Source organism: Paracraurococcus ruber, assembly GCF_004353985.1.
Classification (GTDB): domain Bacteria; phylum Pseudomonadota; class Alphaproteobacteria; order Acetobacterales; family Acetobacteraceae; genus Paracraurococcus; species Paracraurococcus ruber.
On the sequence record NZ_SMOA01000168.1, the window covers coordinates 1 to 12,758 of the forward strand.

General features: G+C 71.6%; 13 protein-coding genes and 1 pseudogene. 5 read left to right on the forward strand and 9 right to left on the reverse strand.

Features of this window, described 5'->3' with window-relative positions; translation table 11 throughout:
- Positions 1-901 (forward strand): annotated as a pseudogene (locus tag E2C05_RS22195) (chromosome segregation protein SMC); the annotation flags it as partial.
- A gap of 29 nt (positions 902-930) precedes the next feature.
- On the opposite strand, the gene E2C05_RS22200 reads toward E2C05_RS22195, so the two are convergent.
- On the reverse strand, positions 931-1,326 hold the full coding sequence (locus E2C05_RS22200) for a putative quinol monooxygenase (RefSeq protein ID WP_240046827.1): 396 nt from the start codon (positions 1,324-1,326) through the stop codon (positions 931-933).
- Between the two features lie 200 nt (positions 1,327-1,526).
- Positions 1,527-1,715: a hypothetical protein gene (locus E2C05_RS22205; RefSeq protein WP_133221832.1), complete on the reverse strand. Its 189-nt coding sequence runs from the start codon at positions 1,713-1,715 to the stop codon at positions 1,527-1,529.
- Between the two features lie 170 nt (positions 1,716-1,885).
- On the opposite strand from E2C05_RS22205, the gene E2C05_RS22210 reads away from it, so the two are divergent.
- The 4 genes from E2C05_RS22210 to E2C05_RS22225 all read left to right on the forward strand — a co-directional run bounded on the left by E2C05_RS22210 (position 1,886) and on the right by E2C05_RS22225 (position 6,607).
- Positions 1,886-3,772, forward strand: a complete 1,887-nt coding sequence (locus E2C05_RS22210; protein WP_133221833.1) for an ABC transporter ATP-binding protein — start codon at positions 1,886-1,888, stop codon at positions 3,770-3,772.
- Between the two features lie 100 nt (positions 3,773-3,872).
- Positions 3,873-4,952, forward strand: a complete 1,080-nt coding sequence (locus E2C05_RS22215) for a TRAP transporter substrate-binding protein (protein WP_133221834.1) — start codon at positions 3,873-3,875, stop codon at positions 4,950-4,952.
- Positions 4,953-5,066: 114 nt separating this feature from the next.
- The gene (locus tag E2C05_RS22220; RefSeq protein WP_133221835.1) at positions 5,067-5,405 is read left to right on the forward strand and encodes an acyl carrier protein; all 339 of its coding nucleotides are present in this window, start codon (positions 5,067-5,069) and stop codon (positions 5,403-5,405) included.
- A 125-nt stretch (positions 5,406-5,530) separates the two neighbouring features.
- On the forward strand, positions 5,531-6,607 hold the full coding sequence (locus tag E2C05_RS22225; protein WP_133221836.1) for a TRAP transporter substrate-binding protein: 1,077 nt from the start codon (positions 5,531-5,533) through the stop codon (positions 6,605-6,607).
- A 137-nt stretch (positions 6,608-6,744) separates the two neighbouring features.
- Here the strand turns inward: E2C05_RS22225 and E2C05_RS22230 are convergent, their stop codons facing one another.
- The 7 genes from E2C05_RS22230 to E2C05_RS22260 all read right to left on the reverse strand — a co-directional run bounded on the left by E2C05_RS22230 (position 6,745) and on the right by E2C05_RS22260 (position 12,436).
- On the reverse strand, positions 6,745-8,334 hold the full coding sequence (locus E2C05_RS22230) for an ABC transporter substrate-binding protein (protein WP_133221837.1): 1,590 nt from the start codon (positions 8,332-8,334) through the stop codon (positions 6,745-6,747).
- A 282-nt stretch (positions 8,335-8,616) separates the two neighbouring features.
- The gene (locus tag E2C05_RS22235) at positions 8,617-9,669 is read right to left on the reverse strand and encodes an FkbM family methyltransferase (RefSeq protein ID WP_133221838.1); all 1,053 of its coding nucleotides are present in this window, start codon (positions 9,667-9,669) and stop codon (positions 8,617-8,619) included.
- A gap of 200 nt (positions 9,670-9,869) precedes the next feature.
- The gene (locus E2C05_RS22240) at positions 9,870-10,373 is read right to left on the reverse strand and encodes a F0F1 ATP synthase subunit B family protein (protein WP_133221839.1); all 504 of its coding nucleotides are present in this window, start codon (positions 10,371-10,373) and stop codon (positions 9,870-9,872) included.
- A complete protein-coding gene (locus E2C05_RS22245) occupies positions 10,373-10,993 on the reverse strand; it encodes a F0F1 ATP synthase subunit B family protein (RefSeq protein ID WP_240046828.1) in 621 nt (206 codons plus the stop codon). Before E2C05_RS22245 ends, E2C05_RS22240 begins: the two co-directional genes overlap by 1 nt.
- Positions 10,994-11,051: 58 nt before the next feature.
- Positions 11,052-11,276 carry an ATP synthase subunit C family protein gene (locus E2C05_RS22250; protein WP_133221840.1) on the reverse strand — a complete coding sequence of 75 codons (225 nt, stop codon included), beginning with the start codon at positions 11,274-11,276 and terminating at the stop codon, positions 11,052-11,054.
- Between the two features lie 50 nt (positions 11,277-11,326).
- Complete coding sequence (locus E2C05_RS22255) at positions 11,327-12,082, reverse strand: F0F1 ATP synthase subunit A (protein ID WP_133221841.1); 756 nt, start codon at positions 12,080-12,082, stop codon at positions 11,327-11,329.
- Between the two features lie 66 nt (positions 12,083-12,148).
- Positions 12,149-12,436, reverse strand: coding sequence for an AtpZ/AtpI family protein (locus E2C05_RS22260; RefSeq protein ID WP_133221842.1), 288 nt, complete (start codon positions 12,434-12,436; stop codon positions 12,149-12,151).
- Between the last annotated feature and the right edge of the window lie 322 nt (positions 12,437-12,758).

Genomic DNA, 12,758 nt, shown 5'->3' on the forward strand with positions numbered 1-12,758 from the left:
GCTGGCCGCCGCCGAGGCGGAGCGGCGCGACGCCGCCGAGGCCCGCCGCGCCGCCGATGCGGCCTTCGCCGCATCGCGCGAAGCGCAGCTGCGCGCCGAGGGCGCGGCCGAGCAGGCGACCACCGCCGCCGAGGCGGTGCGCGAGCGCGTGCTGGAACGCCTGGGCGAGAATGCCGAGTTGCCGCCGCCGGCCGAGCTGTCCGACGCCGCCGAGGACAAGGCCCGCCGCAAGCTGGAACGCCTCGCGCGCGAGCGCGAGGATATGGGCCCGGTGAACCTGCGGGCCGAGGTCGAGCTGAACGAGATCGAGGGCAAGGCCAGCGAAATCGTCCGCGAGCGGGAGGAGATCGGCGCCGCCATCGCCAAGCTGCGCGGGTCCATCGGCCATATCAACCGCGAGGGCCGCGAGCGGCTGCGGACCATTTTTGATCGCGTGAACCGGGAGTTCGTGGACCTCTTCACCCGGCTGTTCGGCGGCGGAAGGGCGCATCTGGCGCTGGTAGGGTCCGAGGACCCGCTGGAGGCGGGCCTCGAGATCTATGCCGAGCCGCCGGGCAAGAAGCTCGCCGCGCTCAGCCTGCTGAGCGGCGGGGAGCAGGCGCTGACCGCGCTCTCCCTCATCTTCGCGGTGTTCCGCTGCCAGCCGGCGCCGGTCTGCGTGCTGGACGAGGTGGATGCGCCGCTGGACGACGCCAATGTCGAGCGCCTGTGCGACCTGCTGGACGGCATGGCGGCGGAGAGCGGCACGCGTTTCCTGGTGGTGACGCACCATCCGCTGACCATGGCGCGCATGCACCGCCTGTACGGCGTGACGATGCAGGAACGCGGCGTGTCGCGGCTGCTGAGCGTCGATCTCGGCCGCGCGGTGGAGATGGCGGAAGGCCCGCAGGCGGCGGAGTAGCGGCGCGCCGCCCGAGCCGGCCGCCCGCGTCAGCCGCCCGTGTCGGCGCGCAGCGGCGCCCAGACCTCCGCCGCGCGCGGCCGGCGGAGCAGCGCCGGCAGCTGCGCCTCGTATTCCGCACGGTAAGGGCGGCGCATCTGCACCTCGACCAGATCCTGCCGGTCGGCCCAGATCTCGTGCAGCAGGAAGCGCGCGGGATCGGCCGGGTCCCGGTGCAGGGCGGCCGAGACGAAGCCGGGTTCCGCCCGCATGGCGTCGAGCACCGGATGCAGCAGGCGGAGGAACGCATCCTCCGCCCCCGGCCGGACCGCCAGCGTGACCAGCACCGCGACGGCGCCGGGCGGGATGGCAAGCGGCCGCGCCGCGACCGCGGCGGCGGGCGACCCGGCGGCGGCCGCCGCCATCATCATGCTGCGCCGTTGCATCATCCTGCTCCCCCTGCCGCGGCGACGGCGGTTCGCGTTCCAGGCCGAACGCGGCGCCGCTGCAGCGCCTCCATGGCGGGGCGGACCCAGGCGTCGCGGCATCCTCGCCGCGCCGCGATCCGCCCTTCTGCGGACAGGAAAGCGCGACGGCCGCGGCGATGCGATGACCTCCGGCGTCGTCGCCGGTGGCAGGGCGGGCGTCAGAACATCCGGACGAGGACCAGGGCCGCGACGGCCACGAACAGCCCCTGCGCCAGCATCAGCGGCAGCGCGCCCGGGCCGCGCACCCGCAGATGCGCCGCGGTGCGGGCGCGGCCGCGCGCCGAATCCATCAGGGCGGCCGAGAGGAGCGCCGCGGTGCGGTCTGCCTGGTCGGATCGGTGGCGCATGCGGGGCTCCTCGGCGTCGAGGGCGAAATGGTCGCAGGCCCTGGTGAATCCAAGATGGATGCCGGGCCCGGGCCGGCGCCCCGCGCGCCCGCGCGGCACGCCCCCCGCCGCCGCGTGCCGCATCACAGGGTTTCGCTTGACCCGGACGCGGCCAGGGCCGTTGCTGCTTCATGCTCCGTCGCGGCCCCTTCCGACTCTTCGAACGCCTGATCGACCCGGTCGCACCGCCTGGGGCGATGGCGGGCCGCATCCTCGGCACCCCGGTGCCGGGGGATGCGCCGCCGCGCAGCCTGCCTGGCTTCTACTGGCACTTCATGAAGCAGACCCGGGCGCTGTTCCTGGCGCTGTTCGGCGCCGGCATGCTGGTGGCGCTGATGGATGCCGCCATCCCGACCATGATCGGGCGCCTGGTCGGCCTGCTGACGACGCACCGGCCGGAGGCGCTGTGGGGCGAGGCCTGGCCGGCCCTGCTGGGCATGACCGCCATCCTGCTGATCGGGCGGCCCGCCGCGCTGCTGCTGCAGAACCTGATCACCCAGCAGGGCATCAACGGCAACGTGACATCGATGATCCGCTGGCAGAGCCACTACCAGGTGGTGCGCCAGGGCCTGCCCTTCTTCCAGGAGGATTTCGCGGGCCGCATCGCCACGCGCGTGATGCAGGCCGGGCCGGCGCTGCGCGAGAGCGTGGTGCAGGTCATCAACGCCGTCTGGTACATCCTGGTCTATGGCACCGCCGCGCTGCTGCTGCTGGCGAGCACCGACTGGCGCCTGGCCATCCCCATCGCCGCCTGGTTCCCCTGCTACGCCCTGCTGCTGCGCTTCCTGGTGCCGCGGATGCGCGACCGCTCGCGCGAGGCCTCGGCCCAGCGCAGCCTGCTGACCGGCCGCATCGTCGACAGCTACACCAACATCCAGACCGTGAAGCTCTTCGCCCGGGCGCGGGAGGAGGATGCCTTCGTGCGGGACGGCGTGCTGGCGCTGACCGAGGCCTTCCAGCGGCAGATGCGGTTGGTGACGTTCAACGGCTTCGCCCTGGCCACGCTGAACGCCGCCATGATCACCGGCATGGCGGCGATCGCGGTCTGGCTCTGGACCCAGGGGCGGATCGAGGTGGCGGCGGTGGCGACGGCGCTGCCCATGGCCTGGCAGATCGCCAACATCTCCGGCTGGGTGGCCTTCAACGTCACCTCCATCTTCGAGAACCTGGGCGTGGTGCAGGAGAGCATGAACAGCATCGCCGTGCCGCCCACCGCGCCCGACCCGCCCGGGGCGAAGGCGCTGCGCGTGCCGCGTGGCGATATCCGGTTCGAGCAGGTCCGCTTCGCCTATGGGCGGGAGTTGAGCGAGACCTCCCGCGGGGTGATCCAGGGCCTCGACCTGCGCGTCGCGCCGGGCGAGCGCATCGGTCTGGTCGGGCATTCCGGCGCCGGCAAGTCGACGCTGGTGAACCTGCTGCTGGGCTTCTTCCGGCCGGAGGCGGGGCGGATCCTGGTGGACGGCCAGGATATCGGCGGGGTGACGCTGGAGAGCCTGCGCGGCGCGATCGGCGTGGTCACCCAGGACACCGCGCTGCTGCACCGCTCCATCGCCGAGAACATCCGCTACGGCAGGCCGGAGGCGACGCTGGCGGAGGTGGAGGCGGCGGCCGCCCGCGCCCATGCCGATGCATTCATCCGCGACCTGCAGGACTGGCGCGGCCGCACGGGGTACGACGCGCATGTGGGGGAGCGCGGGGTGAAGCTGTCCGGCGGGCAGCGGCAGCGCATCGCCATCGCCCGGGTGTTGCTGAAGGACGCGCCCATTCTGGTGCTGGACGAGGCGACCAGCGCGCTCGACTCCGAGGTGGAGGCGGCGATCCAGGAACAGCTGGAGACGCTGATGGCGGGCAAGACGGTGATCGCCATCGCGCACCGGCTGTCCACCCTGTCCCGCATGGACCGGCTGGTGGTGCTGGACCATGGCCGCATCGCCGAGGAAGGGACGCATGCCGGGCTGCTGCGGCAGGGCGGCGTCTATGCCCGGCTGTGGCGGCAGCAGAGCGGCGCCTTCGCCTGACACGAGGCCACCGCCGGAGAAAAAGCAGGCACCGCGGCGATTGCCCGGCGGCGATGGCCAGCCCAGTGTGCCGCATCCGACACAAGGGAGAAACCGCCGGATGAATCGTCGTCACGTGCTGGCCGCCCCGGCCGGCGCGGCCTTGCTGGCCACCCCCAACCTCGCCGCCGCGCAGCCGCGCATCCGCTGGCGCTGCCCGGGCAGCTTCCCGAAATCGCTGGATACGCTCTACGGCACGCAGGAATTCATCGCCCGGCGGGTGTCGGAGATGACCGACGGCGCCTTCCAGATCCAGCCCTTCGGCCCGGGCGAGCTGGTGCCGGCGCTGCAGGTGCTGGATGCGGTCAGTGGCGGCAATGTCGAATGCGGCTACACCAGCGGCTACTACTACCTGGGCAAGGACCCGTCGCTGGCGATCGTCACCTGCCTGCCCTTCGGCCTGTCCTCCCGCCAGCACTGGGCCTGGCTGACGCATGGCGGCGGGCGGGACCTGTATGCCGAGGTCTATCGCGACCAGGGCGTGGTCGGCATCCCCGCCGGCAACACCGCGGCGCAGATGGGCGGCTGGTTCCGCAAGGAGATCCGCACGGTCGACGACCTGAAGGGGCTGAAATTCCGCATCGCCGGCTATGGCGGCAACGTGCTGGGCAAGCTGGGCGTCATCACCCAGCAGATCGGCGGGCCGGACATCTACCCGGCGTTGGAACGCGGGGTGATCGACGGGGCGGAATGGGTCGGCCCGCATGACGACGAGAAGCTGGGGTTCCAGCGCGTCGCGCAATACTACTACTATCCCGGCTGGTGGGAGTATTCGCCGTCCATCGACCTGATGGTGAATGCCAAGGCCCATGACGACCTGCCGGCGCAGTACAAGGCGGTGCTTGCCGCCGCCTGTACGGAAGCCTGGCACTGGATGGCGGCGCGCTACGACGTGCTGAACCCGGCGGCGCTGCGGCGGCTGATCGCCGGCGGGACGCAGCTGCGCGGCTTCCCGCGGCCGGTGCTGGAGGCCTGCTACCGCGCCACCCAGGAATTCCACGGCGAGATCGGCGCCGGCAATGCCCGCTTCAAGCGGATCCACGAGAAGTGGGACGCCTTCCGGATCGAGCAGACGCAGTGGCTGCGGGTGGCCGAGGATTCGCTCGGCAACTTCCTGGCGGTGCAGACGGCGCAGCGCTGAGCGCCACCCGGGGGGGCGGACGAAGGCCCGTCCCCCTCGTAACCCTGCCTTAGCCAATCCCGGCGCAGGATGCCCCCGCTGCGGTCCGGCAGCGCGCCATCAGGTACGGGACGCATGGCCAGGCCGACGGACGGTGTGACCAACTGGATGACCATGTTCCGCTGGATCGTGAAGGCGATCCGCGACGACTATGGCGTCGAGGAAGCGCGCCTGACGCGGCACGCCCAGCTGGAGACCGAGATCGGCCTGAGCATCGAGCAGGTCGAGGAATTGCTCGGCATGATCGCCGCCAGCTTCGCCATCCGCTTCCCCGACGGCACGCTGGACGAGATCCTGCGGCTCGAGGAGCTCTGCATGCTCGCGAGCTGGATCAAGGGGCTCTACAAGCGGCCGGAATTCATCTCCGACGGGTTCGAGGCGAGCTGCCGCGGCGTCAATCCCGGCATGGCCTGACGCCGCCGCGACCCCTTTGCCACAAAGCGGACATTTGCATCTCCCCGCCCCGCCGCCGGCATGATGTGATGCCGGGGCCCCGGCGCTGGCCGCCGTTCGGGCCAGGAGGGGAGGAAGCCATGTCCATGAATCGTCGCGGCCTGGTGGCCGCGGGCGCGGCCGGCGCCGCGCTCGCCGCGCCAAGGCTGGCCGCCGCGCAGCAGCCGGTGATGTGGCGCTGCCCCGGCAGCTTCCCGAAATCCACCGACGTGCTGTGGGGCGTGCAGGAGATCATCGCCCGCCGCGTCGCCGAGCTGACCGGCGGCGCCTTCCAGATCCGCATCTTCGCCGCCGGGGAGATCGTGCCGGCGCTGCAGGTGCTGGACGCGGTCGGCGCCGGCACGGTGGAATGCGGCTACACCGCCGCCTACTACTACATCGGCAAGGACCCGAGCCTCGGCTTCGGCACCGTCATGCCCTTCGGGATGAATGCGCGGCAGCACCTGGCCTGGATCCACCAGGGCGGCGGCCGCGAGCTGATGGAGGAGGTCTATCGCGACCAGGGCGTGGTCACGATCCCCTGCAGCAACACCGGCGCGCAGATGGGCGGCTGGCTGCGGAAGGAGGTCCGGTCGGTCGAGGATCTGAAGGGCCTCAAATTCCGCATCGCCGGCCTGGCGGGCACGGTGCTGACGAAGCTCGGCGTCATCGCGCAGCAGCTGGGCGCCGCCGACATCTACCCGGCGCTGGAGCGCGGCGTGGTGGATGGCGCCGAATGGGTCGGGCCGCATGACGACGAGAAGCTGGGGCTGAACCGCGTCGCGCCCTACTACTACTACCCGGGCTGGTGGGAGCCCTGCTCCCAGGGCGAGATCATGGTGAACACCCGCGCCTGGGAGGCGCTGCCGAAAGCCTACCAGCAGGCGCTGGAGGTGGCCTGCGCCGAGAGCCAGGTCTGGAGCACGTCCCGCTACGACATGCTGAACGTCGCGGCGCTGCGCCGGATGGTGGGCGCGGGGACGCAGCTGCGCGGCTATCCGCGGGACGTGCTGCAGGCCTGCTACAAGGCGACGCAGGACACCTATGCCGAGATGGGCGAGCGCAACCCGCGCTTCCGCCGCGTGCATGCGGGCTGGGACCGCTTCCGCCGCGACACCCAGGCCTGGTTCCGGGTGGCTGAGGACAGCAGCGCCAATTTCCTGGCGCTGGTCGAGAGGGGATGAAGGTTGGGGAGGAAACGGCATGTCCTCCCCAAGCCCCTCCTTCGCTTTCTGTGAGTCGGGACTCGCCGCGCGGCGGATGCCGAACTCCCAGACATGGATGAGGGGTCCGGGGAGAACACCTTCCCCCCGGCCTTCTCTCAGCGGCCGCTCAGCCGCACATGCCGCAGCGCGAAGTAGTTGTCCGCGGTCTGCACCACCTCGGCGTTGTTGCGCGCCGCCCAGACGATCTGCTGCTGGTGCAGCGGGATGTACAGCGCCTCGTCGCGCACGATCTTCCCGACCTCGCTGATCATCGCCTGGCGCTTCGCCGGGTCGGTCTCGACCGCGATCAGGTTGCTCAGCTCGTCGACGCGGGCATTGGCGATGCCGCCATTGTTGAAGACGCCGCGCGACTGCCCGTCGCGGGAGGCGATGAGGTTGAAGATGGCGTTGTGCGCGTCGCCCGTCGCCGGCGTCCAGCCCAGCATGTAGAGGCTGGTGTTGTAGCGCGGCCCGTTCACCTCGGCGAAGAAGCGGGCGCGGGTCTGCGCGTTCAGCGTGACGCGCACGCCGATGCGGGCCAGCATGGACACGGCGGCGGTGCAGATCGCCTCGTCATTCACGTAGCGGTCGTTCGGGCAGTCCATGGTGACGCCGAAGCCGTTGGGGTAGCCGGCCTCCGCCAGCAGCTTCTTCGCGCCCTCGATGTCCACCGGCAGGCGGGTGTCGTCGGCCTGCTGGAAGCCGTTGACGCCCGGGCCCCACATCAGGCCGGTGGGCTTGGACTGGCCGCGCATGACGGTGCGCTGGATGGCGTTGACGTCGATCGCCTGGTACAGCGCGCGCCGCACGCGGGCATCCTGGAAGGGGTTCTTGCCCTTCACGTCGCTCTTCAGCAGTTCCGGCCGCAGCTGGTCCATGCCGAAATAGATCGTCCGCAGCTCCGGCCCCTGGATGATGCGCACGCCCGGCGAGTTGCCGATGCGCGTCACGTCCTGCGGCGGCACGGTGTAGACGAAGTCCACCTCGCCCGAGAGCAGCGCGGCGACCCGCGTCGCGTCATTGGCGACGATGTTCAGCTCCGCCCGCTCGACATTGTGGGTGGGCGTGTCCCACCAGCCCGGGTTCCGCTCCAGCACCGTGCGGCGGTCCGGCTCCCGGCTCACCAGCCGGAATGGGCCGGTGCCCATGGCGTTGCGGGTGGCGAAATTCTCCTCCCGGCTCGTCAGGTCGGCCGGGCGGGTGGCGTTGTTCTTCTCCGCCCAGGCCTTGGACATGATGCCCCAGGTGGTGAGTTCCTGCAGCAGGATGGGGTTGGGCTGGTTGGTCTCGATCTCGACCGTCAGGTCGTCGACCCGCCGCACCTCCTTCACCGAGGCCAGCACCGCCTGCAGGTTCGACCCCTGGGCGCGGACGCGCTGGGCGCTGAACACCACATCCTCGGCGGTGAAGGGCGTGCCGTCGGTGAATTTCACGCCCGGGCGCAGGTGGAAGCGCCAGACGGTCGGGCTGGGCTGCTCCCAGCGCGCGGCCAGCGCCGGCTCCACCGCCATCTCGCGGTTCCGCCGCACCAGCGGCTCGTAGATGTTGGCGTTGAAGGACAGCAGGAAGGTCTCGTTCCGGCCGTAGGGATCCATGGAATTGACGTCGCCGTCATTGGCCCAGCGGAAGACCTGGGCGCCGGCGGGGGCGGGGATGGCAAGGGCGGTGCCGCACAGCAGGGCGGCAGCGATGGCAAGGCGTCGCATTCCGTGGATTTCTCCCAGCACTCAAGGCTGGGGGCAGGTTAGAGCAGATCGTGGTCCGAGGAAATCATCCGAACACCCGAAGATGCTCTGAAAACAATGGGCTAGGGCCTGCCGGGCCGGCCGGCGCGGCGGGACTGCGAAGGCGCGCGCCGCCGCCCTGCCGGCGATGGCCTCCCCCGCCATCATGGCCCGGCGAACCCGCCCGGAGATCGCAGGTCGGGCACCGTGGATGGCAGGCATCCCGCGGGCCGGCGGGCGTGGTCGCCCGTGGGCCTGGCGGGGTCAGCGCCCCGGATCGTCCCGGCTGATCACCAGGTCGCTGTGCGGCAGCCGCGGCAGGACCTCCGGCGCCACCGGGTCCAGCCGCCCTTCCCCGCCGATCCGCCAGAAGCCGAAGCCCAGCTCGCGCAGCCAGGCGACGAAGCCGGGGACATCGGCGCGCGCCGCCATCATGCCCACCGCCCATTCGCTGACGATGCGCAGGTTGGGGGACCGGCGGATCACCGCCTCCCCGCCCCGCAGCGCCGATGGCTCCGACCCCTCGATATCGATGCGGATGAGGTCGAGCGCGAGGCCGGGCGGCAGGGCCGCATCCAGGGTGACGGCCGGCACCTCCACCTGGCGGGAATACTCGGCGTGGTATTGCTGCGGCATGCCGGCGGCGGGGACCACGTTGCCGCTGCCGAAATGCATCGGCTGCGCCGCCAGCACGATGCTGCCGGGCCGGTCCATCACCGCGCTGCGGTGCAGCCGCACCCAGGGCGTCGCGCCGTTGACGAAGATGGTGGCGTAGAGCAGCTCGTGCAGGGCCGGGTTGGCCTCGAAGGCGTGCACCTCCCCGGTCGGGCCGACGGCGGCCGCCAGCGTCAGGGTGTGGTAGCCGATATTGGCGCCGATATCGGCCGCCCGCTGCCCGGGACGGAGCAGGCGCTGCAGCGCCTGTTCCACATGCCGCTCCCACTCCCCGGTCTGGATCAGGTGCGGCGTCAGGTCCACGTCATGCGGGACGCAATAGATCTTCAGCCCGCGATGCGTCTGGGTGAGCACGCGGTCGCCGAGGAAGACCGTCACCGGCCGGTTCGACCCCGTGGGGCGTCGCCCGGGGGCGGCGCGCCCGGCGGCTTCCAGCGCATCGAAGCGCAGGCGGAATTCGTCGGTGCAGAGCAGGTAGGTGCCAAGCTCCCGCTGGTCGCGGAAGCCGAGCGAGAGATGATAGGCGAGGTCGGCCGGCCCGGTCGGCGGGCGGCCGAGTACGGCCTGGAAGGCGCTGGCGATCTCGCCCTCGGTGAGGGTGGCGGGCGGTTCGCCCGCCGGAGAGGTGACATTCTGGTCCATGCTGGCGCCCGTTCCCGCGCGGCCGGCAGAGCGGCGGCCCCGCCCTCCTCCCCGTGGAGTCTTACCAGGAAGTTTACAAGCCCGGGTTGCGCTGTCACCCGTCGATTGTTCTCACGCCGCCGGCGATGGCCGGGGCGCGGTCGCGACAAGCCCCCGCGCAGGGGCCTGCGCGAGGGCTTGCCAGAGACCCGTCGGGCCGGTCAGGCGCGCAGGGCGCGCGGCAGGTCGGCCACCGCCTGGTCGATGAGCACCGCATCGGCCTCGGCCGTCACGCGCTCGGCGATCACGTTGCGCGCCGCGGCGGTGGCGATCTCCGTCGCCGCCTCGCGCACCTCGGCCACCGCGCTCGCCTCGGCTGCGGCGATGCGGTCCATGGCCATCCGCTCGCGCCGCGCTGCCGCCGCCTCGGCCTCGGCCGCCGCGGCCTCGGCGACGCGCGCAGCCTCGGCCCGGGCCCGGGCCAGCAGCTGCTCGGCCTCCCGCAGGGCCGCGGCGCGGTCCGCCTCGGCCTGCTTCAGCATGGATTCGGCCTCGCGGCGCAGCCGCTCCGCCTCGTCCAGCTCGGCCCGCACCCGCTCCCCGCGGGCGTCCAGCATGCGCGCCGCCTGCGCCCAGGCCTTGCGGCCGAACAGGACCAGGAAGGCGACGAAGCTGATGGCGACCCAGAACTTGGGATCGAGCCAAAAATGCTCGTAGCTGTGCATCAGGCCCGTCCCCTCGCCGCCAGCTCGGCCGTCACCGCCTGCTCGACCACGGCGCGGTCGGCACCGCCGGTCAGTCGGGACACCATCGCTTCCGCGGCGTCGGAGGCGACGCTGCGCAGCGCCGACATCGCCTGGTCGCGGGATGCGGCGATGCGCCGCTCGGCCTCCCCGATCTGCGCGTTCAGCCGGGCATTCAGCGCCTCGGCCTTCTGCGCGGCCTCGGCCTGCGCCTGCTGCGTCGCGCCGGCGATCGCTGCCTGCGCCTCGGCCCGCGCCTTGGCGGTGGCCGCCTGGTGCTCGGCCAGCGCCGCATCGGCGCGCTGCTTCGACGCCTGCGCCTGCTCGAGGTCGCCCTCGATCCGCGCCCGGCGTTCCGCCAGCACGCTTTCCACCCGCGGCAGCGCGACCTGCGCCATCGTCAGGTAGAGCACGCCGAAGATGATCAGCAGCCAGACGACGTTGGCGACGAGGTAGCGGCCCTGCTCGGGATGGCCGAAGGCCAGCTGCGGCATGCCCTCGACCGGCGGGGGCCCGCCATGCGTCTGTGCCGCCGCAAGCGCCAGGGCCGGCAACAGCGCCAGCCCGGCCGCGGCGACGGCAATGAGTACCCGAGGCTTCACGCGATCTCTCCTACCGCCTGGGGGAAGACGGGGCGCGGCCCGCGCGCCCCGCACCGGCTCAGGCGAACAGGATGAGGAAGGCGATGAGCAGCGCGAAGAGCGCCACCGCTTCCGTCAGCGCGAAGCCCAGGATGCCGATCGGGAAGACGGCGTCGCGGGCGCCCGGGTTGCGGGCCACGCTGGTGATCAGCGAGGAGAAGATGTTGCCGATGCCGAGGCCGACGCCGAACAGCGCGATGACGGCGATGCCGGCCCCGAGGGCCTTCGCGGCTGCCACTTCCATGGGAGAGATCCTTCCGTTCCAGGTTTAGGGAGGGGTGTTCTACAGACGGCTCAGTGCAGGTGCACCGCGTCGTGCAGATAGATGCAGGTCAGGATGGCGAACACATAGGCCTGCAGGAAGGCCACCAGCAGTTCGAACCCGACCAGGGCGATGTTGAGGGCGAGCGGCAGCGTCGCCACGAAGGGGCCGACCGCGCCGAGGCCGCCCAGCAGCACGATGAAGGTGGCGAAGACCTTCAGCATGACGTGGCCGGCGACCATGTTGGCGAACAGACGGATGGAGAGGCTGACCGGCCGCGAGAGGTAGGAGACGATCTCGACCGGCACGATGATCGGCGCCAGCCAGATCGGCGCGCCTTCCGGGAAGAAGTAGCCGAAGAACTTGGTGCCGTGGATCGCCAGCGCCACCACCGTGATCAGCACGAACACCACCGCCGCCAGGCCGAAGGTGACGGCGATGTGGCTGGTGAAGGTGAAGGCGTAGGGAAACATGCCCAGCAGGTTGCCGAACAGGATGAACATGAACAGCGAGAAGACGAAGGGGAAGAAGCGCTTGCCCTCGTCGCCGATCTGCTCGGTCACCAGCCCCTGGACGAATTCATAGGCGCTTTCGGCCAGCGCCTGGAACCGGCCCGGCACCAGCGACCGCTGCGCCATGCCGTACATCATCAGGCCGGTGATCAGCCCGACGGCCAGCAACATCAGCGCATTGGACTGCGTGAAGCCGACCGAATGGCCGACGATGCCCAGCACGGGCGTCAGCTCGAATTGGCTCAGCGCGTCGATCGTCTTGCCTTCGGCGGCCACGTTCGGCTCCCAGCACCCGTGTAGGGGCCGCGCGCGGGGGTCTTCCCCTCGGCGCGGCCGTCAGAGTCAGGCGCCGCGGCGCGGGGTGAAAAGCCGATAGACGTTCAGCACCCCGGCGGCACCGCCCGCGACGAAGAACACGAGGAAGAGCCAGGGCCAGGTGCCGAGCCAACGGTCCAGCAGCCCGCCGAGGACGATGCCGACCACCAGGGCCGACACCACCTCGACACCGGCGCGGAACCCGATGCCCCAGGACCCGCCAGGAAGCGAGCCGCGATTGGGTTGCGGCTTGTCCAGTCCCCTGCGGGTCCTGGCCTCGCGCAACCGCTCCTCGAACCCGTTCCGATCGTCCACTTTGGCTCCCCCGTCGGCGCTCCGCCGGAAGGCACGCGGCTGCTACGGCACCCCCCGCCGACTGTCAAGCAAGCCACCCCCCGGGCCGCGCGTGCCCCGCATCGGAAGCCGCGGCGCCGCGCGCGGTTCCGCACGGGTGCTGCGCGGCGCTGCCCGGCGCGGCGATTGACAGCGGCGGCGCCGGCGCCGAGTGGATGGCCATGGCCGAGGATGCCGACCCGGACGCCGTGCCACCCGCCGCCGAGCCGCCCGCGCGCGCCGCCGCGAAGGCCGAGCGGGAGGCGCGGCTTGCCGCCGCGCTGCGCGCCAATCTGCGCCGCCG

Excerpts from the sequence above, each read along its gene's own strand:
- E2C05_RS22215 (WP_133221834.1), top strand. The coding sequence starts at position 3,873 with ATGAATCGTCGTCACGTGCTGGCCGCCCCGGCCGGCGCGGCCTTGCTG.
- E2C05_RS22230 (WP_133221837.1), bottom strand. The coding sequence starts at position 8,334 with ATGCGACGCCTTGCCATCGCTGCCGCCCTGCTGTGCGGCACCGCCCTT.
- E2C05_RS22240 (WP_133221839.1), bottom strand. The coding sequence starts at position 10,373 with ATGCACAGCTACGAGCATTTTTGGCTCGATCCCAAGTTCTGGGTCGCC.
- E2C05_RS22210 (WP_133221833.1), top strand. The coding sequence starts at position 1,886 with ATGCTCCGTCGCGGCCCCTTCCGACTCTTCGAACGCCTGATCGACCCG.
- E2C05_RS22250 (WP_133221840.1), bottom strand. The coding sequence starts at position 11,276 with ATGGAAGTGGCAGCCGCGAAGGCCCTCGGGGCCGGCATCGCCGTCATC.
- E2C05_RS22220 (WP_133221835.1), top strand. The coding sequence starts at position 5,067 with ATGGCCAGGCCGACGGACGGTGTGACCAACTGGATGACCATGTTCCGC.
- E2C05_RS22235 (WP_133221838.1), bottom strand. The coding sequence starts at position 9,669 with ATGGACCAGAATGTCACCTCTCCGGCGGGCGAACCGCCCGCCACCCTC.
- E2C05_RS22225 (WP_133221836.1), top strand. The coding sequence starts at position 5,531 with ATGAATCGTCGCGGCCTGGTGGCCGCGGGCGCGGCCGGCGCCGCGCTC.
- E2C05_RS22205 (WP_133221832.1), bottom strand. The coding sequence starts at position 1,715 with ATGCGCCACCGATCCGACCAGGCAGACCGCACCGCGGCGCTCCTCTCG.
- E2C05_RS22200 (WP_240046827.1), bottom strand. The coding sequence starts at position 1,326 with ATGCAACGGCGCAGCATGATGATGGCGGCGGCCGCCGCCGGGTCGCCC.